Here is a 25245-nt window from a genome sequence, read left to right as displayed (position 1 = left end):
GTTAGAATATGAAGAATTTTAGATATACAAAAGGAATGGTTCTATTAGGGCTGATTGCCCTGATGGGGCTGTCCTCCTGCCAGGTGGTGAATCAATATAAAACCCCTGAGGTAGACACGGAAAATCTGTACCGGGAGGTCCATACGGCGGATACAACGACCATCGCCGATATCCCCTGGCGGACGTATTTCTCCGATCCGCAACTGGTCGCGTTGATCGAAGAAGGGATTACAAACAATTACAACCTGCAGATCGCCTATACCCGTATTCAGCAGGCAGAGGCCAGCCTGGGCATCGCCCGGGCGGCCTATTTCCCGGATGTGGCATTGGTAGGCCAGGTGAATCATTCGCGCAACAGCAACGGCGAAGGGGGCAAGGATGTATTGGGCTATCACTCGACGAGTTACAGTTTGGGCGTATCCGCTTCGTGGGAAGTGGATCTCTGGGGCAAGCTCAACCGGCAGTCGAAGGCGAAGTACGCGCAGTTCCTCAACAGCCATGCGTATAAGAACCTGATACAGACCTCATTGATCGCCAATATCGCCACGTCGTATTATTCGCTATTGGCGTTAGACGAGAAGTTACAAATCACCGTCGAAAGCGCCAAACTGATGGAAGAGAACGTGCAGACGATGGAAGACCTCAAGAACGCCGGCCTGCAGAACGGTGCCGCCGTGGAACAGAGCAAAGCGTTGCTCTACAGTACAGTGACCAGCATCCCCGACCTGGAAAGCCAGATCCGGCAACTGGAGAACGCGATCTCTACCTTGCTCGGGCGTAAACCGGGAACCATCAGCCGCCGCAACCTGTACGACCAGCCGTATCCCGAAGAACTGGCCTATGGCGTTCCGGCGCAGATACTCGCCCGGCGTCCCGACGTCAGGCAGGCGGAATTGGCTTTCCGCTCGGCTTTCGAACTGACCAACGCGGCACAGGCCAGCTTCTACCCTTCGATCACACTCAGTACGGGTACGCTCGGTTATGCCACAGCAAACACCTTGTCAAACTTCTTTAAACCCGAGAACCTCTTTGCCAGCATCATCGGCGGGCTCACCCAGCCGCTGTTTGCCAAGAAACAACTCACCGGCAACCTGAAGATCGCCAAGGCACAGCAACAGGAAGCGCTATTGACCTTCGAACAGACCGTGTTGGAAGCCGGGCAGGAAGTAACCGACATCCTCTATGCCTTTGAGTCGTCGCTAAAAAAGAACGAAACGCGGCAGAAGCAAATCGCCGCCAGCCGCAACTCCGTCAGTTTCACGCAGGAACTCTTGAAAGCCGGCGTGGCAAACTATACCGAAGTATTGAATGCCGAGCAGAACCTCTTGTCCGCGCAGCTCAGCCAGGTCAACGACCGGCTGGAGCAGCTGCAATGCACCGTCAACCTCTACAAAGCCTTGGGTGGCGGAGCGGAGTAAACAAATTGAATAACAACAACTAAAAAATGAAAGTGATGAATGCAATAGTAACCTTAAAGACATTTTCGAATACCGAAAACACGATCCTGACCGATAGCTTTCAGGATATGATTTCCATCCTTCATGCCGATATCTCCAACGCGCGGAGCCACTGGGATGAACTCCTGCGCGCTTTGGCGGTCGACTCCAATGCTTTCGTCCTGATCCTGGTGCAATGCGGGCAGGCGGAGTTTACGATGGACTATAAAACCCATACGATTGCTCCCGGTAAGTTGACTTTCATTATGCCCAATCATGACTTTCAGTTTACTGATATGAGCGACGACTTCAATGCCCGCCTGTTGATCCTGGATCCGGCCTTTCAAAACGAAGTAGGATTTGAGAATAAAGGTTTCTATAATTATCTCACGATGAAGAGAAACCCCGTTATCCGGGTGGAACCGGAAGACGAAGCGAACCTGGCTAATGCCTTGACGGTGTTGCAGGAGAAGATCCGGAACCGTTCGCACCTCTACCATAAAGAGCTCGTCTACAACGCGACGACGGGCCTGATTCTCGAGGTGCAGAACGTCCTGATGCGCAGAAATGACACGATGATCCATCCCGTCCTTACGCGCAAAGAGGAGGTGGTCGACCGCTTCCTCAAACTCCTGGCCAAACACGGTAAGCAACAACATACACTTGCCTACTATGCCGATCAGCTCTTCATCACCGCCCAGTACCTCTCCGCCATCCTGAAAGAACAGACCGGCAAAAGCGGCAGCAAATGGATCAACGAAGCCCTGATCATGGAAGCAAAGAAGCTCCTGAAGTCCCCCTATTCCAGCATCCAGGACGTAGCCTATACCTTGAACTTCTCCGACCAATCCACCTTCGGCAAGTTCTTCAAAAAAAGCATCGGCATGTCGCCACTGGTATATAAAAGGATTTCGTAATGCGGGAGTATTTATTCCTTTGTTCTTCTATACGAAATTATAGTTCTTATTCAAAATCGAAGTGATAGCCTGTGAGTGTTTCGTTGGGCATGTATTTTTCGATCAGGGCGTATAGGGTTGGGTCGTATTCTTGTAGTTGGGTGCGGTATTTCATGGTGAAACGCTTAGGACCCGCGACTTCGATCCGGCAGGTGTTGAACCAGGCTTGTACGCCTTCTGCCCAATATTCGGCGGCGTTTTCCATCGCGTAGGTGCCGGCCCATAATCCGGTCTGGCGGGCGTTGGCGTAGGCGGCAAACAGGGCGGTTTCGAATGCATTGCCGGAAGGGTCGTACGCGTTGCTTTCGCGCAAGCCTTGATCGATATTGTGTGCAAATTCATGTACCATGATGCTTTCCTGGGCATAGCGGTAGTAGAAAGGGGATTGCGGCGTATAGACGATATTCTCTTCTCCGCAGGTCATCAAAGGCAGGTAGGGGGTGGCGCCGTAGCCTCGTCCTCTTTCATCCCAATTGGTATCCGGCCACCAGAGGGGCATCGCCCGGTTTTCGGGCAAGTCCGTAACCTCTTCTTCGGCTCCGATAATTCCTATGCGGAAGTGGTTATCGGCCATCCATTGCAACGCGAAAGGAGGCAGCTCTTTCACCATTGTTTCGACAATATACCGGCATTGCAGCATCGCCGAATCGGAAACAAAGCGGGAGGCAACGATCGCAATATCCGGGGAGGAACCCGGCGTCCGGGCTAAAAGGTATTTGCTATACCACAGATCGACCGGGATCTCTTGGGTGTAAGCAAAGCCGTTTACGATATCGACCCACTGGGTATAACCCGCAGGAGGAAGCGTGATGCCGTCAGGATGAGGCGTTACGGTTTTTTCGCCAAACAGCGCTTCGACGAAAGCCAATCCTTCCGGGTCGAAACGCTCGAGCTCTTCATAAACAAACGGATAATAATTGTTTTGCGCATAACAGGATTTCGCGATCTCTCCCAGATAACGCTCCGGGCTTTTTGTCGCAGGGGCATTGGTGACTTTGTTTTTAAGCAATTTAGTCCCGTCGAAATAATATACCGCGTTGTATTTGCTGGTTTTTACCTTATCGTGAAGCGCCTGAAGCCGGTTTTTTTCTTCGGCAGACAGATATTTCTCGTAGACCAATTCGGATAGATAGACCCAAAGCAATAAGCTGTCTTTCTGGAACACATGTTTATCTTTATCGCCAATAACGACACTGCCGGCATGGGGATTTGTTTTCTCGTTTGCCGGTACATATCCGTTCGTCCCTTTTTTGTCGAGAATCCAGATCGTATCGTTCGATATTTTTGATAATCCTTTGGCAGGAAGTGCTTGCGAGAGGTGTTTGAGCTGGCGGATAATGGTTTCGAACGAAGGGTCGGCGGTATTCAATCCTTCCGGTATGCCGATCACAAATCCGTGTTCTTTCAGATAGGTCATCCCGGAGCGACTATTGTCAACAATAACTTCAGGGCCATCATTTTCCTGGCAGGAGAATAAGCTGTAAGCGGATATGGCTATCCATACGTATACGATACGTTTCAATAAGGTCTTCATTTGTGTGTTTTGTTTGTCGGTGAATGTGGGAAATCAATACTCTTCCCGGTATTTGCTTTCTTCTTTATCAGAGAGAATGCTCAGGTAACTTTTGTAGCGTGATTCGCTGATCGTGCCTTCTTGGATCGCTTGCAATACAACGCATCCGGGTTCGTGACGATGGGAGCAATTGCCAAAACGGCAGTTCTCGGCTTCCTTGAAGATCTCGGGGAAATAATGGGAGATCTCGGCATCTTCCATATCGAACGTACCGAAACCTTTGATGCCCGGGGTGTCGATAAGATATCCGCCTTCCGGAAGATCGATCATCTCAGAGAACGTAGTGGTATGCATCCCTTTGTTGTGATATTCGGAAATACCACCGGTCTTCAGGTTGACCCCGGGAACAAGTTTATTGATGATTGTGGATTTTCCTACACCGGAGTGTCCCGACAATAGCGTTATCTTGTCTTTCAGTTCGGCTCTGATCGTATCCAGCCCTTCTTCGGTTTTGGCGCAAAGATTAAAACAGGGATAGCCGATGGACGTATAAAGCCGGGTAAGTTCTTCCAGGCGCTCCAGGTCTTCTCCTTTATACCGGTCGATCTTATTGAAAATAATTTTTACCGGCACATTATAGGCTTCTGCGGTAGCCAGGAAACGATCCATAAAGATGGTCGTTGTGATCGGATAGTTGATGGTTGCAATCAACATCGCCTGGTCGAGATTCGCTGCGATAATATGAAATTGTTTGGAGAGGTTGGATGCCCGGCGGACAATATAATTCTTCCGGTCTTCGATCTCCGTAATAAAAGCGGTGCCTTCATTATTGATATCGATAGCTACGCGGTCGCCAACGGTAATGGGGTTGGTGCTGCGTATCTCTTTCAACCGAAAATTGCCTTTAATCTTACTTTCGATATCCCGCCCATCGTCTGTCCGTACGGTATACCAGCTGCCGGTGTTCTTTATGACTAAGCCTTTCATAAACAATTGACAATTGTCAATTTCAGTGTGATGCTTAGCATCACACTGTCATGATTTCTTTTTCCTTTGCAGCGTATAACTCGTCTACTTTTTTGATATACCTATCATGTATCTTTTGGACTTCACCTTCTGCATCCTTTTCGACATCTTCCGGTGTGCCGTCTTTTATACTTTTCTTCAACAGGTCGATGGCGTCACGGCGGGCATTGCGCACACTGATCTTTGCATTTTCTGCTTCCTGTTTGGATTGTTTGGCCAACTGACGGCGACGCTCTTCGGTTAACGGCGGAATACCCAGACGGATGATCTCTCCATTATTTTCCGGCGTAATACCCACATCGGAGTTCAGGATTGCCTTTTCAATATCTTTGATCAATGGTTTTTCCCATGGAGTGATAATGATCGTCTTGGCATCCGGTGTGTTGATCGAAGCCACATTGCTAAGTGGGACAATACTGCCGTAGTAAGAGACTTTTACGCCATCCAGAATTTTTGGATTTGCTTTTCCGGCCCGAATGTGCGACAGTTGTTCATCCAGATATTCAATGGCTGCTTTCATTTTGTCTTCAGCCCCTTTCACATATTGTTTAATGTCTACCATAAGATTTGTACTATTAGATATTTTTTAGCTAAACAAAAGTAGTAAAGTTTTTTCATATCCGCGCAAACTCCCCTTCAAATCCTTAGTTTACGCACGGACAAACATAGACTTCGATGGTTTGTGTTTTGGGTTTGTCGTAGAAACCCTTTGTTTCTTCTTTGTACACGTTGAAATGATCGGTTTGCATGTGAGCCCGGTGTCCGGGTTTGTCTGTCCAGCGTTCGAACAGATGAAACTCAGTGCTGTCGGTGTACGACTGGTAGAGGGCATAGTCCAGGCAAGCCTCTTCTTTCAGTGTGCCGGCCTGACATTTCTCAAAAGCTGTTTTGTAGGCAGCGACAAATTCCGGTTTTATCTTCAGCGGAATGTTCATGGTCAACTCCAGGGTTTCTTTTTCGGCTACGCAAGAGCAGGTAGCATCGGCCTGGTCGGCCTTCGTGTTACAGCCTGATAAAATGAAGAGGCTGATCAGTAGTAGAGATAAGATGTGTTTCATACGATAAATATTTAAAATTCAGGGCTAAATGTAAAGCTTTTTGCTGATTGTTTTGTATATTTGACAGAAATAAGAAGTAAAAGTCTATGAAAACAAAGCCTTATGAGCCTGAAGAAGCGGAAAGACAACGGATAGAAGAACCTGTTATTGCTTACAATATGTCAGAAACCTTATCGATTGTTGCAAAGAACAGGGAAAAACTCCGGGAATCTATCGTTATCTCAAACAAACAAAAGAAGGCCGGTTTGGGTGTTGATCAGGAAGACTTCCGTAGGCAACCTCAGAAATGGAGAAAAGAAGAATAATTTGGCTGCCACAGGCTATAGAAAATGTGAAGGAGCATTGTTCCTTTTTGGCCGAGGTAAGTGAAAAGAAAGCAGACGAGCTGTTTGAAACATTCTTTGCTGTTGCGGATCGTTTGGTTACGCATCCTTTGATTGGAGCCAAAGAACCTTCCTTACAAGATCTGCGGGAAGAGTATCGCTATCTTGTCGTGTGGGGAACCTATAAAATTATTTATGAGGTCACTAAACAGAATGTATTTATTCATTCTGTTTGGGATTGCCGTAGAAATCCTTTAGAATTGGATTATCCCTAATCCGCTATCCGTCCCACGGACTTGATGCTTTTCAGCTTAGAGAGGGCGACACACATGTGTTGGATGTCTTCCACGTCGTGGACCTTCATCTTTATTTTTCCTTCGAACATGCCATCGTTGGCTTCGATCAATAGGCGTTGGATGTTTACGTTGTATTCCGCGATCGTTTTGGTGATGGAGGTCAGTACGCCCACCGAGTCGATCCCTTTGACCGATAGGGTGGCATCGAACATGGCGGTCTCGTGGCTGCTCCATTGGGTGTTCAGGATGCGTTCGCCGAAACTGCTTTTCAGACGCATAGCGATCGGGCAGGAGCGTTTATGCACCACCACATTCCCGTCGTCGTTGATAAAGCCCAACGCGTCATCTCCTGGGATCGGCTTGCAGCATTCGGCAAGCACGTAGTTCCGTATAAAGCCTTCTTCTTTGAGAATGTAGGGCTTGGACTTATCGAATTTGGGCTTTTCTTTCTCTTCTTCTTTCTTGGCGTCCTCTTTCTTCTGGCTCTTGTTGCCGCCTCCAAAAGCTTGTTTGACATATTTGAAAAGCACATTATCGCTTTTCTCTTTGATCAGCTTCTTAATGTTTTCGGGAAGGACCACATCCGCTTTCTCTACGGCATAGTAGAACTCTTCGCGTTTGGGGAAGCCGAAATACATCGATACCTTGTCCAGGTTGGAGGTGTTGGCTTCTAATTCCGCTTTGCGGAAGGCGGCGATCACTTTCTCTTCTCCCGCTTTGGATGCTTCTTTTTTTGCTTTTTTCAGGACCGCGTCTATTCTTGATCGAGCCCGGGCAGTAGTTACAAAATTGAGCCATTCCGGTTGAGGCTCCTGTGAGCGGGAGGTTAAGATCTCCACCTGATCCCCGCTTTTCAGTTGATGACTCAACGGCACGAGGCGGTGATTCACTTTGGCTCCAATGCAGCGATTGCCGATATCGGTATGCAATGCATAGGCAAAGTCGAGCGAGGTAGCCCCTTGCGGCAGTGTTTTCATATCGCCTTTGGGCGTAAAGACAAATATCTCGGAGGAGAAAAGATTCAGTTTGATGGTATCCAGAAAATCCAACGCGTTGGGATCGGGACTTTCAAGGATCTCCGTAATGGTTTGCAACCATTTGTCGAGCTCCGTATCTTCTTCGACGGCGCTTTCTTTGTATTTCCAGTGCGCGGCAAATCCTTTCTCGGCGATCTCATCCATCCGGCGGCTACGGATCTGAATCTCTACCCATTCGCCGTCGGGCCCCATAACCGTGAGGTGGAGCGCCTGATAACCATTCGCTTTCGGGCGGCTCACCCAATCCCGGATGCGATCCGGCCGTATCCGGTAGATATCGGTGATCAAAGAATAGATATCCCAGCACTGATTCTTCTCGTCTACTCCCGGCAGGGGATCGAAGATGATACGGACAGCATAGATATCGTAGATATCTTCGAAACTGACATTCTTGGCTTCCATCTTGTTCCAGATCGAATAGACGGACTTGACGCGGGCTTTCATCTCGTAGTTGAGCCCCATGGCTTTCAGCTTTTCATCGACCGGCTCGCGGAACAGGTTGAACAGGCGGTTGCGTTGTTCCTCTGTCGCTTTCAGCTTATCACTGATCGATTTGTATTCTTCCGGGTGTTCGTATTTGAAGCTGAGATCTTCCAATTCGGTTTTCATGGTGAACAACCCCAGGCGGTGGGCCAGCGGCGCGTAGAGGTATAAGGTCTCGCCGGCAATCTTGTATTGCTTGGCGGGAGGCATCGAACCCAGTGTACGCATATTATGCAGACGGTCGGCGATCTTGATCAGGATCACCCGGATATCATCACTCATGGTGAGCAACAGCTTGCGGAAGTTCTCCGCCTGTGCCGATGCCTGTTCCCCGAAGATACCTCCGGAGATCTTCGTCAAGCCGTCGACAATCTGTGCGATCTTTGGGCCGAACATATTCTTGATATCTTCGACGGTATATTCCGTATCCTCCACCACATCGTGCAGTAGCGCGGCGCTGATCGAAGTAGAGCCCAGCCCCATCTCCCCACAGACAATACGAGCCACGGCCAATGGGTGGATAATATAAGGCTCACCGGAACGCCTTTTCGCTCCGGCATGTGCCTGATTGGCCAGATTAAAAGCTTTTGTAATACGTTCGACTTTGCGCCGATGATTCGATTGCAGATACTCTTCAAGAAGGGCGTCAAACTCCGCCTGAATCAATTGATCATCGGTCAACTTTGTCTCTTGTATATTGCTCATAGAAATTTATCTCTAATTAAAAATGCGAGAGGGCAAATATAAGCAATAATTTGGAAGTCATCAGATCCTTTTTTATCTTTGTCATATGGATATTGTCTTTTCAAAACACGCAGAGGAACAGATGAAAAGAAGAGGAATTTGTAGAGAACAAGTCCTTTCTGTCATTTCAATGCCCGAGGAAGTGATTATTGATACGGATGATCCAACGGTTAGAATATATCAATCTGTTGTAGAAGAGCAAGGTAAGTCTTTTTTGCTTCGTGTTTTTGTTAACATTTGTAAGCAGCCTCAGGTGATAATAACTTTATACAGAACAACAAAAATAAGTAAATATTATGAAGGTAAAATATGACAAAGAACAGGATATCCTTTATTTCTCATTTAGTAATGAGCCTGTTTATGAAAGTGATGAAGAAAAGAAAGGCATCATTTTAGATTATTCTTCTTCCGGGAAAGTCGTCGGGATAGAGGTGCTCAACGCCTCTCAACAGATGGAAAACCCGTTGAAATTGGAATATGAAGTAGCATAAGTAGCCTGGCTATTGTTTTATTTTGCCCACAAAAAGCAGGTTGCAGTTTCCCGGCTTCCTGCGGAATATCTCTATGATCGCATAACTATCAACTGACGGGTACGCGGAGTTTTTGTCCCGGGCGGATCTTTGAGTTGGCCAGGTTGTTTTCCTGTTGCAGGATGGTGGCGGTTACTCCCGGGTATTTCTTGGAGATCGAATAGAGCGAGTCGCCGGATTGAACAACGTAAGTGATATAGCCGTTTTCCGCCTTTTCGGTCGTTTTAGCTTGGGCGGTTTGGGGCGTACTTTGGGTTGCCGGTTTTTCCGTCGAAGTCTTGGCCGAAGCGAAGGCCACCCCGCCGTTATCGACATAGAGCACCACGCGTTTGCCTTTCGCCACGCGGTTACTTCCCAGCCCGTTCCAGCGGCGTATCTCCCGGGCGGTTACCCCATATTTATCGGCGATCGTATACAGATTCTCCCCCGCTTTGGCCACATGGGTAATCCGTTCTCGCGTGGAAGATTGCCCGGTGGTGATCGCATTGTACGGAATGCAATTCGCCAGGAGCTCATCTACCCGGTGGGCATAAATGGAATCTTCCTGTTCGACGAAAGAGTAGGTGTCGAATGCCGGCAGTTTCAGTACCGACGGTTTATTGTTGCCCGGAATGATATCCCGTTTGTATTGCGGATTAAGCGCCCGCACCAATTCGATATCTATATCTATCAGATCGGTCACCTGCTCGAAATGCAGCATCTTATTGACCATGATCGTATCGGTCGCCATCGGCAGGTTGGTCTGCACCGGGCAGAGGTTATGCTCACAATAATAATTCATGATATAGTTGGCCGCGATAAAGAGCGGCACATACGAGCGGGTCTCCCGTGGCAGGTACGGGAAGATGTCCCAGAAATCGGTCTTGCCGCCGGCACGCCGGATGGCTTTGTTCACGTTGCCCGGCCCGCAGTTGTACGACGCCAGTACCAGATTCCAGTCACCATAAATATTATACATATCCTTGAAATAGCGGCAGGCCGCATGAGTCGCTTTGACCGGATCACGCCGTTCGTCCACCAGACTGTTGATCTCCAACCCGTAGATCTTACCGGTCGGCAGCATAAACTGCCACAGTCCGCAGGCCCCCACCCGCGAGAGGGCGACCGGATTCAATGCGCTTTCCACCACAGCGAGGTATTTCAGTTCGTCCGGCATATCGTGTTCATCCAGTATCGGTTCGATAATCGGGAAGTAGACATCCGCCATGCCCAAGATATAACGCACCAGCCCGCGCCGTTTCTCCGCATACAGGTTGATGCAGTCGCGCACCGTCTTATTGTACGTCATCGGGATAATATGATACAGGCTCTCCAGACGAAGCCGGTAGATCGAGTCGGGCGTAAAGATATTCTTCTCATCGTCATGGCAGTGTTCTTCCACCTTGGCGAAATACTGCACATGCCACGAGCGCAACAGGCTATCCACATTGGCATCCAGGCTTTCCGGTATATAACCGATATCGAAAGCCAGCGAATCGGAGGACAAAACGGAATACTGCTGTTCCTGATCCGAAGTGGCCTCTTCGATATTCAATACTTCTTCCAGTAGGTTTTCTTCCGTAGTCACCTCTTCCTGCGCATGGATAAACGCAGCCAGGCAACAAAAACAAAAGAGGATACAGAACCGTTTCTTCATGACTCAATTAGAATTTAATACTACAATTGACTCCGTAGGTTTGCGGAGTGTACGTGGTCTTAGGCGTGATGGTCGGTTCCACCCGCATGGATAGGTCGGGCGAGATATCAAAATCAAACAATTGGGCATCCACATAAGCATCCAACATACTCAGTAGATACACTCCGGCGGAGATGATGATACTCAGGTCGCGGTAGCGACGGAAGTAATCGCGCCGGCTCTTAAAGACATTGTCTTTGTTGTTCTTCGCCCAGGTGAGCTTCTCTTCGTCGGTCTGATAGGTCGAAGGCACCATATCCATCCATCGGTTGTTGGTGATCGGATCGTCCGACATCAGATCGATATAAGCATTCCGGTAGTCCTGAAAATTCCGGTTGTTCCAGGTCACCGCATAGGTACAGCCCATAAATGCGCCGTAGACAATCGGCAGTTTCCAGTACATCCGGTTATAGATCTGTCCGGCACCGGGGATCAATGCCAGGAGAATCGCTTTGTTCGGATCGGGTTTGAATTCCAATTTAGCCGGTTGGATCGCCTGAAATTCCGAATTGGCCGTGATCAGAATCGATTGGGTGGCCGAGTCCGGTGTCAGGGTGATCAGGGTGTCGGCAGGCAATGCGTTGATCTCCACCTGCTCTTCCTGCGCTTTCCCTGTCAGTGGGAGGCACAACCATGCAACCAGAAAAATGATAATCCCGTTCCTCATTTCATTTTATCCAAAAGTCCGATCACTTTCTCCAATTCTTCTTCCGAGTTAAAAGGGATGGTGATCTTGCCTTTTCCTTTTTTATTGTAGGTCAATTCCACGGGGGTCCGGAAAAAACGCGACAGGTGTTCCTGTAGGCTGTTGTATTCCTCCGGCAATTTGGCTTTTTTCTCTTTGGGTGTTTGGGCTTTGGCCGGTTTGTCAGCGTTGTTGCGCACCAGTTCTTCCACATTGCGCACCGACAGGCCGTCGATCAGTACCTGCTCATAAAGTGCCAGTTGCACTCCCGGATCGTCCACCGAGATCAATGCCCGGGCATGTCCCATATCGATCTTTTTGTCTTTCAGCCCCATCTGCACTTCGGCGGGCAGCTTCAACAGGCGCAGGTAATTGGCGATCGTCGTTCTTTTTTTGCCCACCCGTTCGCTCAGTCGCTCCTGCGTGAGGCCGTATATATCGATCAGTTTCTGATAAGCCAACGCGATCTCTATGGAGTTGAGGTCTTCGCGTTGGATATTCTCGATCAATGCCATCTCCATCACGTTATCGTCTTCCGCCGTTTTGATATAGGCCGGAATCCGTTCCAGCCCGGCCATCAGCGAGGCGCGGTAACGGCGTTCGCCGGAGATAATCATATAGTTGTTGCGGCTGATCTCTTTCAGCGTGATCGGCTGGATCACACCCAACGCGCGGATCGAGGTCGCCAGTTCTTCCAGCGCTTCTTCTTCAAAGACGGAACGTGGCTGATCGGGGTTGGGGTGTATCTTATTCAGTTCGATCTCACTGATGGATGATGATCCACCGGTCTTCAGATCGTCCATGGTGATCAAGGCGTCCAATCCGCGGCCCAGAGCCGATCTTTTCATTGCTGCGCACATATATTATTGTAGTTGAAAGTTGAAAGTTGAAAGTTGAAAGTTGGGAAACATACTTTTCGTTTTCAACTTTCAACTTTCAGCTTTCAACTGTTTTTAGTTATTATTTCTTTTGCTAATTGCATGTGATTCAGGGCCCCTTTCGACTCGGCGTCGTACAGGAGCACGGGTTTGCCATAACTGGACGCTTCGCTGAGTTTGACATTCCGCTGGATGACCGTGTTGAACACCAAGTCCTGGAACGGGCGTTTCACCTCTTCGTAGATCTGATTGGCCAGGCGCAGGCGCGAATCGTACATGGTCAGTAAGAACCCTTCGATCTCAAGACCCGGGTTCAGTTTCGACTTGATGATCTTGATCGTATTCAACAATTTGCTGATCCCTTCCAAAGCGAAGTATTCACATTGCACCGGGATCAGGACGGAATCGGCAGCCGTCAGGGCATTGACCGTGATCAGCCCCAGCGACGGCGAACAGTCGATCAGGATATAGTCGTACTGCTCTTTCAAAGGCTGCAACACCTGCTTGAGGATCCGTTCCCGGTTCGGCAGATTGAGCATCTCGATCTCCGCACCCACCAGATCGATATGCGAAGGTATGATTTCCAACCGGTCGATCTCTGTCGGAACCACAGCCTTGGCTGCTTCGTCACCATTGACCAGGCATTCGTAAATGGAGAGTTCCACCTCCCGGATATCCACCCCCAAACCCGAAGAGGCGTTGGCTTGCGGGTCGGCATCTACCACCAGGACTCTTTTCTCCAAAACAGCCAATGAGGCAGCCAGGTTTATGGTTGTGGTCGTCTTACCGACCCCTCCTTTTTGATTTGCTATAGCTATAATCTTTCCCATTCTCTCTTGTTTATTTGGGCACTAAACTGCAAAGATAATCTGTTTTTTTGAAACCAAAACCGCCGTTAAGGATATTTGAGGAAACAGATCGCAGGCCGGCTGGCGCTTTTGCCGAAAATAGCGTATCTTTGTACAACTAATTTTAATAAATCGACATGACAAAGGATAGGCCAGTGATACTGGTAACAAATGATGATGGTGTGCAAGCCAAAGGAATTAATGAACTGATCGGATGTCTGCGTGACCTGGGCGATGTGGTGGTTTTCGCTCCGGATGGTCCCCGGTCGGGCATGAGCGCGGCAATTACTTCTACCCAGCCGCTGCGTTATCGATTGGTAAAAGAAGAGAGTGGATTAACGATCTATAGCTGTACCGGTACGCCGGTGGATTGTGTCAAGCTGGCGGTCAATGAGGTATTGGGCCGGTTGCCCGACCTGTTGGTCTCGGGCATCAACCACGGGGGCAATATGGCGATTGCCGTGAACTATTCGGGAACGATGGGGGCAGCCATGGAAGGCTGTGTCTTTGATATCCCTTCGTTGGGTGTCTCTTTGTTGAACCATACGGCGGATGCCGATTTCTCGGAAGCCTGCCGCCTGGGGCGGATGGTGGCTCGCCGGATCCTGAAAGAAGGTCTGCCGCGGGGTACGTATCTGAATCTGAACGTGCCCGATATCCCACAGGTCAAAGGGCTGAAAGTATGCCGTCAGGCAGAGGGCCGTTGGGAACGTGAGTTTATGCGTACCGCTTCACCCGGCGGAGAACCGGCTTTCTGGCTGACCGGCGACTTCGTAAACCGTATCCCCACCCATCCCGACAACGACACCCTGGCACTCGATAGCGGATACGCCTCCCTGGTGCCCTGCAAGATCGATGTGACGGATTATGCGTATTTGAATACACTGAAAGAGAATTACGAATTAAAAATTACGAATTAAGAATGCCTTGATTCGTAATTCGTAATTCGTAATTTTTAATTCGTAATTCGTAATGAAGTACTACCTCATAGCCGGCGAAGCCTCCGGCGACCTGCATGGTTCCAACCTGATGGCTGCGTTGAAAGCGAAAGATCCGGAGGCGGAGTTTCGCTTTCAGGGCGGTGACCTGATGCAGGCCGTGGGCGGTACCCTGGTCAGGCACTACCGGGAGATGGCCTATATGGGTTTTATCCCCGTCTTATTGCATCTGCGCACCATCCTGCGGAATATGCGGATGTGCAAAGACGATATCCGCCGGTATCGGCCCGATGTGGTGATCCTGATCGACTATCCGGGCTTCAACCTGAAGATCGCCAAGTATGTACACCGCGCGTTGCATCTGCCGGTCTACTATTATATCTCCCCGAAGATCTGGGCGTGGAAGCAATACCGTATCAAAGATATCCGCCGTTATGTCGACCGGATGTTCTGCATCCTGCCTTTTGAGGTCGACTTCTACGAGCGGATGAACTACCGGGTCGACTATGTCGGTAACCCCTCGGTCGACTCCGTTGCCGCCTATCTCGCCGGTGCGCCGGTGAGTGAAGCGACGTTCCGCCAAACGCAGCAACTGACCGACAAACCCCTTCTCGCCCTGTTGGCCGGTAGCCGCAAGCAAGAGATCACCGATAACCTGCCGACCATGCTCAAGGTGGCAGCCCATTACCCGGAATTCCAGCCCGTGATCGCCGGCGCGCCGGGCATCGATCCCGCCTACTACGCGCAATACATCGGGGAGGCCCCGGTCCGGATCGTCTTCAACCAGACCTATCCCCTGTTGCAACACAGCCGGCTGGCATTGGTCACCTCGGGCACAGCCACCCTCGAGACCTCCCTCTTCCGCGTGCCGCAGGTCGTATGCTATTATACACCCATCGGCAAGGTGGTCCACTTCGTTTTCCGCCATTTCTTCCATATCCGCTTCATCTCATTGGTCAACCTGATCGCCAACCGGGAAGTCGTGCAAGAGCTTTTCGGCGAACGCTTCTCCTTGGATAATATCCGCCGCGAGGTCGACCGCATCCTCTACGAACCCGCCTACCGCCAGCAGATGCTGGACCAGTACGACGAGGTGATCCGTATCCTGGGCGCCCCCGGTGCCTCCCACCATGCCGCGCAACAGATTTACCACTCCCTCAAACCCTGATTTCTGGGGGATTGAAGAAAATCGAAGATTTTCTTCGGTAGTTAGTAGTTGGTAGTTAGTAGTGGGTAGGCGCGAAGCGGTGAATAGAAGAGAATGTGAAGGTGTAGGATAATAGCAAGTGGACATTTCTGGCTCCCCTTCTTAGAAAAGAAGGGGGTGGACCAGAGCCGTAGGCGATGGTGGGGTAGTTTGATCCTAATTTTGTATGAGATAGGTGTTTATCATTTGTCAGAAGATCAAACTGCTCCACCACGGCAAGCCGTGGTCCCCCTCTTCTTGTCTAAGAAGAGGAGCCGAGATACCGATATCGTAAACCTTCACATCTCACAATACTTGAAAACGCGCCACGCGCGTGCAGTTTGCTAACATCTTAAATCCGTGTGATCCGTGGCTAAAACCCAAAAATACCCTCCAAACAAAGTTTTTCGTTTTTTTACTTACATCATACAGGATTTTATTTCGCATCTGTATATCAATCATATAGCTATTTTGGATAATAAAAAAAGCAGTGAAAATCCTGTAAGTAACTTTCTGATACCTGTTGGCGAGCCTCGGCTGTGATCGGTTTAACACTGTCGCCTGTCTCGGCTGTATGATGGTAGTAAAAAAACGAAAAACTCTGTGCGGGATGATCGGTTTACCGCTATTCGTCGTTTATATTTGTTAACACTTGCCATTCGACTACAAAAAATAGCCTCTTTTACGGAAAAGGCCGCCGGAGTTTTCCAAAAGGCCGGCAGGGTTTTATAAAAGGCCGGCAGCCTTTTCGGGAAGGTCTGACGTTTTTTTAAGTATTCCTCTACCTTTCACCCGAAATGCTGATCAACACAGGGATCTGGCGACCGGGTGAAAGGTGAAGACCGGACTAAAAACTTTTATGTGAGAAACTTCCGGTAGTTTGCGCGCAAACTACTAATACTTTATCGCCAAACTACCGGTAGTTGGTGCACAAACTACCGGAAGTTTGCGAAGGGGATATTAATGTCTTATTTTCAATGGTTTAGAAATCGCATCGAAGAAAATTGGAAGATTTTCTTCGGTAGTTGGTAGTGGGTAGTTGGTAGTTAGTAGGTGCGGAGCGGTGAATAGAAGAAAATTGGAAGATTTCTGAACTCTGATTCTACTGATTAAATGATTTACTATGAACCTGAATTTATTTCACTTACAAACTCATAGCCTATCATTTAATCAGTAGAATCAGAGTTCAGACAATCTTCACATCTCAAAATATTGGAAGAAAATTCAACATCACCCTATTTGAAAGCGCGCGCAGCGCGTGCCGAAGGCTCTCTCTTGCCGTCAGTTTCAACTGACGGTTTTTAAGCCGGAGGCGCAGCCTCTTCCGCTGTGGGTTTCAACCCCTTGCACGGATTCTGCACTCGCTACTTCAAACGTTGGTGCATATACTAATGTACGTGTACCTATATATATAACAAAACAAGACCTTTATTGGGATAAATAGAGGAGGGGGGAGGGGGAGAAGGAAAATGACCTAATAATATAGTCACTTGCAAAGGTAGATATTTCTTTTTTACGGACAACTGTTTTTCATGCTTTTTTCCTCTATTCAAGGGCTTTCTTATCAATGAAATAGCTATTCAAGGACGAAATCCCGACTTTCCCGTACAAACCGCCTTCTTTTCTGTACAGATAAAACCGTAGTTTATTTTAGTCGTATGCTACCGTATAGTCAAACGGAATGAACATTTAATTTTTAGTATTAATATTTAATTAATTAAGTATGAACAAAAAGTTTTTTACACTCTTGGTCGCGTTATTCGCGATGATTAGTTTTGGAGCGCAGGCGGCGGTTAATGAACCGGTGAACGCTTCTGGCTCGTTCAAATCAACAACTACTTATTTGTTGAAGACTGGAGATCTTTATCTTACTTTAGACAATGAAGCCTCTTCTGGTTTGATTGCTTTGGACTTAGCTACGATCTCTACTAACTATGCTACACTTCAGAGAGCATCTTGGTTTATCACTGCTTCTACTGTAGAAGGAAATGCAGTGTATGAATTTAGAAATGCATACAGCGGTGCAGCTTTATCTTTAGATTTGAGCAACGCTTTGACAAGCTTGGCTAATGCTAAAGGTGGTGAAAACCTTATGGGTGGTGACTTGGTGAAATGGAATGGTGAGAGAGGTCGTGTTACCGCTGGAACCGATTTCTTCTTTAATTACACGAACAATGCGAACAAACCCGACCAGGTAGTTGTTCTGGGCCTTTATCCTGCAGCAGGATCGGCTCCGGCTAAGGTGGTTCCTTTATTGTTCGATGATAAAGAAAATGTAAAGACTGATGCAATTGATGCAGCTGTCGTTGCAAATGCAAAAGGAGCAGCTGCTGTTGCTGCTGTTCAAGCGAAGTTAGCTTCTAAATCAGCTGCTGTATTAACTGCTGCTAAAGCGATGTACGATGGTTGGACTAATGTTGCAGACGATAACCAGGATTTGTTGGATGCTCTTGGAACAGCTATCGAAGCGTTAGCCGTTGAGATGGGGAAACCTGCAAATATGGTTGTTTTAGACGATCTTGATATTAATACTGCTTTTGAAACTTATCAAGATGCTTTAAATGACGCGGTTACTGATTTTAAAGCATTGGCAGCTGACGTGGACACAAAAGAAGCTGACGTAAAAACTGTATATAACGCTGCTGTCAGTCTTTTTGATGCTGAAGGTGATGAAAAGAAAGCTTTTGATAAAGCATTAGCAGATGCTCAAGCAGGTGCTGTTGCTGGTGGAGCAATCAAAATCACTCCGCAAACGATTACAGGAACCCTGCCTCTGGCAGCTAATGATATCAATACCTTGCTGGGTACAGCTGGTGACTATGATGGCGGTATCGTAGCTACTCTTAATAGCTATTTTTCACTGACAACGAATCCGGAAAACACACAGCCCAGTGATTTTACAAAAGAACTTCAGGCACGTGCTCTTACTGTGGATCCTGCTAATGACGATTTGCTGGATGTTACTAAACTGACACTGAAAGATGCATCTTATCGTGATATCACAAACGCATGGGTAGCTCTGTATTCAAAAGCAGATAAGAAATATCTGGTGGTGGATACTGCAGTATATGCTGGAACTGAGCAGTTGAAACGCGACCTGATTAAAACGACTGTAGATGACCTGTATGGTGCGACTACAAAAACGACAAAACGTTTAGCAGATTCTTATTTGTTTAAGTTTACGTATAATGTAGCCAAAGGAACTGTTGAAATTGAGTCAAAGGCCTATATTAACAAAGCAGCTGACAAAGCAGATGCCAATAACTCTAAATGGGCAAAAGCTGATATCGCAGATGGTAGAATCTCACAGAAACATTTGTTGACTTATGCTCAGCTGGTGAATGAAATCGTTTATACCTTCGGTGAAGAATCTATCCTGGTTTCTCATATCGGAACAAGCTCACAATATGTACAGACACAAGTTCCGACAGGTGTTTATATCCTGCAGGTTGTAGACAGTAAAGATGAAAGCCGCATTGGTAAATATGCGAAATATTCATTGGACGGAAAATTCGAATATGTAAATAAGGAAAAACGTCAGAATTTCCAACATATTCCTGCTGCTCAGTGGGTAGTTGTTTCTACGAAGAATAATACGGCTACTTTCGTAAACCGTGAGTTTGCAAATGGTCAAGGTCAAGATATCTTTACCGGTGCTACACAGGTGACTTATAAAACCGATAAAGCAAATCAATTCTTTACTTTAGGTGGTGACGTTATCGAATACACGAAAGTGGACGATATCAAAACAAAAACTTTAGGTTATAAGAATGTAAGTGCTGAGGCTGCTACGAAACAACGTTTCTCTTTCCGTTATCTGCACGAACTTTCTATGGATAACCCTGTGGTTATCAGTGAAAATGGTCTGTTCGTAGGTGCTGCGGATGCTGCTCCGGCTGAATTCGAATTGGTTCCGGTTCCGGTAGGTGACGGTAAAGTTTTTGTTGATAAATATGGTGCTACTTCTACAGCTCTTAAAGATCTGGTTGCTTTGGAACGTACTCCGTATTATGTACACTTGAACAATCTTTCATTGTGGGGCATGGCAAACGAGATGGTTATCGCTTATGACAAAGCAAATAAAAAGTATATCCTGTCGGAAGATGAAGAAGCTGCTGTTCCTTTCTATCTGAAAGAAAACTACGAAGTAGATGAAGACGGTGTTGTTTCTTGCTATTATGTATTTGTAGCTGTTGAAATGGGCGAAGAAGGAGAAGATGTTATCGCAACTCCGGTATCTAAAGTAGCTGTCAGCACTAATCTGTTGGCATGGGTATATGGTAGCTTGGGTGATGTTACTGGCGAAGAAGTCGCTACTTCAGCTTTCAAAGTGGAAGAAGAAACTTATCCGTACTATCGTAAATTAGGTGTATTGGAAGAAGAAGATGATAATATCAATATCGTTAAGTTCTTCCGCGTAAACTCTAATGTTCCTGAATATCTGTATGAAGATGCGAACAGCGTATATTCAAAAGATAAAGGCATGAACTTCTTAGGTGTTGAAGGTAAAGGTGACGAAGCGAAAGCTGCTATGAAAGTACGCTATATGAAAGGTACGGCTATGCCGCAATACCTGATCTCATTGGCTGAAACAGAAGAAGAAGACGTAGAAGATATTCCTTGCCCGATCCACGGTATGGATTGTATCCACGCGGTTAAAGGTAGCGAAGGTTATATTACCGGCCGCTTCCTGGTGAATTTGATTGACTCTGTAGCTGAATACGGTTTTGATACTCCATTCGCATGGGAAAAGACTTATACTCGTCTGGCCTTTGTTGAAGGTAAATTGACAAAAGACAGCGTATTGCATATCACAAGCTCTGCTTTGGGTGCTGACGCGAATGTATTCGATCTGAAGAAAAACCAACATTCTCCGGTATTGTTCCAGTTCCGTCTGTTGGAAGAAGGTTCAAACGACTTCTTGATTGAATCTGAATCTTGGAAATTCGATGATGAGATACTTCCTTTTGCTGGTGGTATCGCTCCTCTATGGAATGGTGGTTGGGTGAAAATCCAGAATGGTGTGCCTGTAATAACCAATTTCTGGAGTGAAGGTTCTGAAATGGCAGATGCTTATCAGAACGCTGAGAAATTCAACCTGGAACTGACCGACGAAAATCCGACTTCTAACAAAGGTATCGACGCTGCGAAAGTTAACGTAGTAGCTGGTCAGGGTTATGTAACGATCAAGGGTGCTGCCGGCAAACAAGTGGTTGTGGCTAACATCTTAGGTCAGGTAATTGCTAACGTAGTACTCGACAAAGACGAACAAACGATCGCTGCTCCGGCAGGTGTAGTTGTTGTTTCTGTTGCTGGCGAAGCTACAAAAGCATTGGTAAAATAAGAATAAAATAGTCAGCGTAGTCAGCATCGTTAAAGTGCTGACTATGCTAAAAGATATTTTTTTAATAATAATAAATTAATATCACTCACGCGCCGACCTTTCCTTCGGGAGAGCCAGGTAAGTACCTTGCGAGAGGGAATAAGTGAGAAATACTAAAGTCTTCATCAGTAGCTTTGCGAAAAGCCAACATGAAAAAAAATAACAGCCCGACGGGATTTCCCGCCGGGCTTGTTTTGTTTGGGGATAGGGGAGCTTTAGGAATCTTTTGATACGCGAAGCGTGCCGCAGGCTCTCTCTTGCCGTCAGTTTCAACTGACGGTCAGCATAATGCGAGGCGAAGCCTCTACCGCTGCGGGTTTTAACCCCAGCTTTAGGTTCAGAGATTAACCACGAAGTTGACAAAGTAACACAAAGCAAGAGCCGAACTCCAATCATCAATCCGATATAAACTTCGTGAAACTGAGTGGAACTTCGTGGTTCAAACTATTACCTCTTGATCCTTTTGTGATGCCGGGGTTGAAACCCAAAGCGGTTGAGGCTGCGCCTCCGGCTTCAAATCCGTCAGTTGAAACTGACGGCAAGAGAGAGCCTGCGGCACGCGCGTGGCGCGCTTTTCAATCTTGTGATATGTGAGGATTGTCTGAACTTGGATTATACTGATTAAATGATAGTCTATGAGTTTGTAAGTGAGATATATTCAGGTTCATAGTAAATCATTTAATCCGTATAATCCAAGTTCAGAAATCTTCCAATCTTGTGAAACTTGAAGATTTGCGACTGTTGCTATCTTGGCTCCTTGCCTGGCCAGGCGAGGGGGACCGCTGCTTGCAGCGGTGGAGTGGTTGTTCCTATTAGTAATTTATTGGTATATAGTCACCTAACAAAGACAACCTCTCCACCACCGCAAGCGGTGGTCCCCCTCTCCTGTCCAGGAGAGGAGCTTAGATACTACTGATTTGTACACAAAACCTAACTCATAATTCATCATTTAATCAGTAGAATCAAAGTTCAGAAATCTTCCAATCTCCTTCCATTTGAAGATTTGCGATATTAGTATCCTGACGCATAGCCTATCGTTTAATCCGTAGAATCAGAGTTCAGAAATCCTTCAGATTTTTTTCTCCTTCTCCACCGCCCAGCCGGAGAGGATGCCGCCGTAGAGGTAGAAGGTGACGGTGAAGGGGGTTTGGGTGTTGCGGTCGGTGACCCGGTATTGGCGGGTGGCGCCGTAGGTGTCGGTCAGGGTGTATTCGCTTAGGGCGAGGGGGGCGGCATCGGCCGGCAACAGGGTTTGCATGCGCTTTTCGACGGCGGTCATGATGCCTTTGTTTTCAAAGGGGTTGGCGTTGACACTGGTGCGGCCGGTGGCTGCCGGGTTGGGCAGTCCGGTGGCCCGTTGGGCGCGTACGCTGTCGGTATAGGCTTTGAACCGGGCACGGATCTCCGGCGAACGCAGGCTGTTTACGGTGAAGATGGATATGCCTTCCGCCCCGTTATTCAAGGCTTCGTCCATGCAGTCGAACATCTCCAGGCCGTTGGTGGCCATCATGCCGCAATACAGGGTGGTGTGTGGGTTTTTATCCCGTACGTTCTCGATCGTACAGTCGGTGATAAAGCTGATATCTTCGGTGTAGAACGTATGGTAGACCATCGGAAAGACAATATCGAGCTTCCATTTGCCCCAGTCCTGGCGCACCATCTGGCGCGACATGGCCGGCGTAGGGAAGGGGGAGGCGGCCATCGTTTTGCCGTAGGCATGAACGACGTCGGCGATCTCGTTGGCTACCTCGGTGATCTGGTCGCAGCGGAACTGCAGCCATTTCTCGTCGGTCGACGGGTCTTCCTGTTCGCGCGGGTCGTAGCCGTATTGCGCTTCGAACAGCGCGATCATCGCCGGATGGTAGCCATAGTCCCACTCGGGGTATTCACGGTCTTGCACGATCCCGTAATTGGGCCACAGGGTGGTTGGCAGGATCACATCGACAAAGCGGTGGTAGTCGATCGAGATGCCGTTGAGCCCTTCGACCTCGCAATAGGCTTTGATCTTCTCCCGGATGAATTCGCGCACCTCGGGCAGGGCGGGGCACATAAATTTATAGTAATCGACATAGGCTTTGTGGTCGACCAGGCTCTCTCCCTTGCGGTTGACGCTGAACCAGTCGGGGTGTTCGCGCATGATCCGTTCGCGGTCGTGTTCGAGGTTCATGGTCCACAGCCAGGCGTAGACTTCGATCCCATGTTTGTGGGCGATAGGGATGGCCTGGCGGTAGGCGTCGGGGTCGGAGGCGTTGAGCATGATGCCGTCGATCCCGGTCTCGTTCAGGACACCGCAGATGGAGTCGAAATTCATGGTCGGACGATAATCCAACCAGGTCCAGAACATCGGATAGTTTTTCTCAACCGGCTCTTTCTCCTGCGCCGTGCAGGCGATCATGTTTATCATGATAAACAGGATCAAGGGAGTAGATAGCTTTTTCATGGGGGTAAAGATAGTGTTTTTGAATGAAGAATGGGGAATGAAGAATGGAGAATGAAGAAGGGAGAAAGAGGGTGTATGAAAAGCTAGGGTTGACTCAAAGATATACGAACTAAGTGTCCCCGCCTGGTCAGGCGGGGGGGACCGCTGCTTGCAGCGGTGGGGTGGTTGTCTTTTCTGTCAAGAGCCGTACGTCAGTACGGTATGTGTGAAACAACCACTCCACCATCGCAAGCGATGGTCCCCCTCGCCTGACCAGGCGAGGACTGTTTGATACTAAGTTTGTTACTTTTTGGTCAACCCCGGTTACGTACCTGATTAGATCGTAATCGGCTTATATTTCGGTACCAACGCTTTCATGATCACCCATCCGATCAGGTAGGCTACGGCGCAGAAGCAGAAGATAATGAAATAACCTGCCGGTTTGCCTTCGAAACCAAAGAACGTCATGTTCGTATCGCCGGCATAGACAAACAGGGCACCGGCCGATTTCTGTATGATCATCGAGCCGATACCACCGGCCATACCACCGATGCCGGTGATCGTGGCAATCGCTCCTTTGGGGAACATATCACCGATGGTCGAGAACAGGTTGGCGCTCCATGCCTGGTGGGCGGCGCAACCGATCGAGATCAACAGGACGGGGATCCATGCGGCATGTTTACCCAGGTGGGCGAATTGCATGCCGAGCGGTTGTGCCAGTAATACGGCAAGCGGGAAGAAAGCAAAGATCAACATCGCTTTCATGCGCGCGGCATACGGATTTTGTCCGCTGCGGTTGATAAAGATCGTAGGCAATTTGCCTCCGTAGATCGATAAGACAGTCACAATGGCATAGAGCGTGAAGATCAACGCCATACCCAGTCCTTCGGAGGTCTTGATCCCGAACTGTGTACTCAGGTAGGAAGGGGTCCAGAAGAGGAAGAACCACCAAACGCCGTCGGTCATAAACTTACCGGCCACAAACGCCCAGGTTTGTTTGAAAGTGAAGCATTTCAGGAAAGGAATCTTCTTTTCTGCGGTTTCTTCCTTCGCCGGTTGTTTCTCTTCGTGTTTATCCTGTTCGATATATTCCAGCTCGAGCGCGTTGACGTGTTTGCTTTTCTCCGGTTTGTCGTAGACGAATACCCAGAATGCCATCCAGATAAAACCTAAGGCCCCGATCACGATGAACGCCATCTCCCAACCAAAGTATTTCGCCAGGGGAGGAATGGTCAGTGGAGCAAATAATGCGCCGATGGAAGCTCCTGAGTTGAAGATCGAGGTCGAGAAAGCCCGGTCGCGTTTCGGGAAGTACTCGGCTGTCGCTTTGATCGCTGCCGGGAAGTTACCGGCTTCACCCAACGCCAGGATCGCCCGCGCCACCAGGAACGCCCACATGCTGACTGTGGCGATTAATACCGCTACATCACCTGTCGCGGCGGCCAGTTCGGCGGCACTGTGCATGCCTACCCACGATTCGGTCACCAATCCGCAAACGGCATGCAGACAGGCGCCTACGCTCCATACGCCAATCGACCAGAGGAACCCCTTTTTGGTCCCCATCCACTCGACAAAGCGGCCGGCAAAGAGCATACAGATCGCGTAAAAGATGGAAAAGAATGAAGTGATGGTACCGTAATGGTTTTCATCCCAATGGAACTCCGGTTTGATAAACTCATCCCAGGTCAGCGATAACACCTGCCGGTCGAGGTAGTTGATGGTCGTAGCAAAGAAGAGCATGGCGCAGATCGTCCAACGGTAATTGGTCATCTTGCCTTTCGTGTTTGATAAATTACTCATGACAATGTATTAAATAGGTTTAAATATCCGT

The 25245-nt window shown here is 48.3% G+C and carries 20 protein-coding genes; 9 read left to right on the top strand and 11 right to left on the bottom strand.

Annotated features, from left to right (window positions below):
- Positions 1-8: 8 nt before the first annotated feature.
- Positions 9-1418 (top strand): efflux transporter outer membrane subunit, encoded by a 1410-nt coding sequence (locus M2133_RS02285; RefSeq protein WP_277464349.1) that lies wholly within the window; start codon positions 9-11, stop codon positions 1416-1418.
- Positions 1419-1453: 35 nt separating this feature from the next.
- On the top strand, positions 1454-2353 hold the full coding sequence (locus M2133_RS02280) for an AraC family transcriptional regulator (RefSeq protein WP_277464348.1): 900 nt from the start codon (positions 1454-1456) through the stop codon (positions 2351-2353).
- Positions 2354-2399: 46 nt separating this feature from the next.
- On the opposite strand, the gene M2133_RS02275 is transcribed toward M2133_RS02280, so the two are convergent.
- The 4 genes from M2133_RS02275 to M2133_RS02260 form a co-directional block, all read right to left on the bottom strand.
- A complete protein-coding gene (locus M2133_RS02275; RefSeq protein WP_277464347.1) occupies positions 2400-3926 on the bottom strand; it encodes a hypothetical protein in 1527 nt (508 codons plus the stop codon).
- Positions 3927-3959: 33 nt separating this feature from the next.
- Positions 3960-4892, bottom strand: a complete 933-nt coding sequence (rsgA, locus tag M2133_RS02270; protein ID WP_277464346.1) for a ribosome small subunit-dependent GTPase A — start codon at positions 4890-4892, stop codon at positions 3960-3962.
- A 40-nt stretch (positions 4893-4932) separates the two neighbouring features.
- The gene (gene frr, locus M2133_RS02265) at positions 4933-5493 is read right to left on the bottom strand and encodes a ribosome recycling factor (protein WP_277464345.1); all 561 of its coding nucleotides are present in this window, start codon (positions 5491-5493) and stop codon (positions 4933-4935) included.
- 82 nt (positions 5494-5575) lie between these two features.
- Positions 5576-5989, bottom strand: a complete 414-nt coding sequence (locus tag M2133_RS02260) for a putative quinol monooxygenase (protein ID WP_277464344.1) — start codon at positions 5987-5989, stop codon at positions 5576-5578.
- 86 nt (positions 5990-6075) lie between these two features.
- Here M2133_RS02260 and M2133_RS02255 point away from each other — a divergent pair, with 86 nt between their 5' ends.
- Positions 6076-6294, top strand: a complete 219-nt coding sequence (locus tag M2133_RS02255; RefSeq protein WP_277464343.1) for a hypothetical protein — start codon at positions 6076-6078, stop codon at positions 6292-6294.
- Positions 6276-6587, top strand: coding sequence for a type II toxin-antitoxin system RelE/ParE family toxin (locus tag M2133_RS02250; RefSeq protein ID WP_277464342.1), 312 nt, complete (start codon positions 6276-6278; stop codon positions 6585-6587). Before M2133_RS02255 ends, M2133_RS02250 begins: the two co-directional genes overlap by 19 nt.
- On the opposite strand, the gene M2133_RS02245 is transcribed toward M2133_RS02250, so the two are convergent.
- On the bottom strand, positions 6584-8833 hold the full coding sequence (locus tag M2133_RS02245) for a RelA/SpoT family protein (protein ID WP_277464341.1): 2250 nt from the start codon (positions 8831-8833) through the stop codon (positions 6584-6586). The two genes, M2133_RS02250 and M2133_RS02245, sit on opposite strands and share 4 nt — an antisense overlap.
- A gap of 85 nt (positions 8834-8918) precedes the next feature.
- Between M2133_RS02245 and M2133_RS02240 the strand changes: the two genes are divergently transcribed.
- Both M2133_RS02240 and M2133_RS02235 read left to right on the top strand, forming a co-directional pair.
- A complete protein-coding gene (locus M2133_RS02240; RefSeq protein ID WP_277464340.1) occupies positions 8919-9185 on the top strand; it encodes a DUF4258 domain-containing protein in 267 nt (88 codons plus the stop codon).
- Positions 9169-9363 (top strand): DUF2283 domain-containing protein, encoded by a 195-nt coding sequence (locus M2133_RS02235; protein WP_277464339.1) that lies wholly within the window; start codon positions 9169-9171, stop codon positions 9361-9363. The genes M2133_RS02240 and M2133_RS02235 overlap by 17 nt, the downstream gene beginning before the upstream one ends.
- Before the next feature lie 88 nt (positions 9364-9451).
- Here the strand turns inward: M2133_RS02235 and M2133_RS02230 are convergent, their stop codons facing one another.
- From M2133_RS02230 to M2133_RS02215, 4 genes are all read right to left on the bottom strand, one after another.
- Complete coding sequence (locus M2133_RS02230; RefSeq protein WP_277464338.1) at positions 9452-11038, bottom strand: lytic transglycosylase domain-containing protein; 1587 nt, start codon at positions 11036-11038, stop codon at positions 9452-9454.
- 7 nt (positions 11039-11045) lie between these two features.
- Entirely contained in the window at positions 11046-11744 is a 699-nt protein-coding gene (locus tag M2133_RS02225; protein WP_277464337.1) for a DUF5683 domain-containing protein, read from the bottom strand.
- A complete protein-coding gene (locus tag M2133_RS02220) occupies positions 11741-12610 on the bottom strand; it encodes a ParB/RepB/Spo0J family partition protein (protein ID WP_277464336.1) in 870 nt (289 codons plus the stop codon). Before M2133_RS02220 ends, M2133_RS02225 begins: the two co-directional genes overlap by 4 nt.
- 95 nt (positions 12611-12705) lie before the next feature.
- Entirely contained in the window at positions 12706-13470 is a 765-nt protein-coding gene (locus M2133_RS02215) for an AAA family ATPase (RefSeq protein WP_277464335.1), read from the bottom strand.
- Between the two features lie 155 nt (positions 13471-13625).
- On the opposite strand from M2133_RS02215, the gene surE reads away from it, so the two are divergent.
- The 3 genes from surE to M2133_RS02200 all read left to right on the top strand — a co-directional run bounded on the left by surE (position 13626) and on the right by M2133_RS02200 (position 20956).
- Positions 13626-14408, top strand: coding sequence for a 5'/3'-nucleotidase SurE (gene surE / locus M2133_RS02210; RefSeq protein WP_277464334.1), 783 nt, complete (start codon positions 13626-13628; stop codon positions 14406-14408).
- 52 nt (positions 14409-14460) lie between these two features.
- Positions 14461-15594, top strand: a complete 1134-nt coding sequence (gene lpxB, locus M2133_RS02205; RefSeq protein WP_277464333.1) for a lipid-A-disaccharide synthase — start codon at positions 14461-14463, stop codon at positions 15592-15594.
- A gap of 1741 nt (positions 15595-17335) precedes the next feature.
- Positions 17336-20956: a DUF6383 domain-containing protein gene (locus M2133_RS02200; protein ID WP_277464332.1), complete on the top strand. Its 3621-nt coding sequence runs from the start codon at positions 17336-17338 to the stop codon at positions 20954-20956.
- A 1108-nt stretch (positions 20957-22064) separates the two neighbouring features.
- On the opposite strand, the gene M2133_RS02195 is transcribed toward M2133_RS02200, so the two are convergent.
- Positions 22065-23435, bottom strand: a complete 1371-nt coding sequence (locus M2133_RS02195) for a family 10 glycosylhydrolase (RefSeq protein WP_277464331.1) — start codon at positions 23433-23435, stop codon at positions 22065-22067.
- A gap of 315 nt (positions 23436-23750) precedes the next feature.
- Positions 23751-25214: an MFS transporter gene (locus M2133_RS02190; protein ID WP_277464330.1), complete on the bottom strand. Its 1464-nt coding sequence runs from the start codon at positions 25212-25214 to the stop codon at positions 23751-23753.
- Positions 25215-25245: the final 31 nt, after the last annotated feature.

The organism is Parabacteroides sp. PF5-6, from assembly GCF_029504695.1.
Taxonomy (GTDB): Bacteria; Bacteroidota; Bacteroidia; order Bacteroidales; family Tannerellaceae; genus QVMG01.
This window is presented reverse-complemented; position numbering and strand designations above follow the sequence as displayed.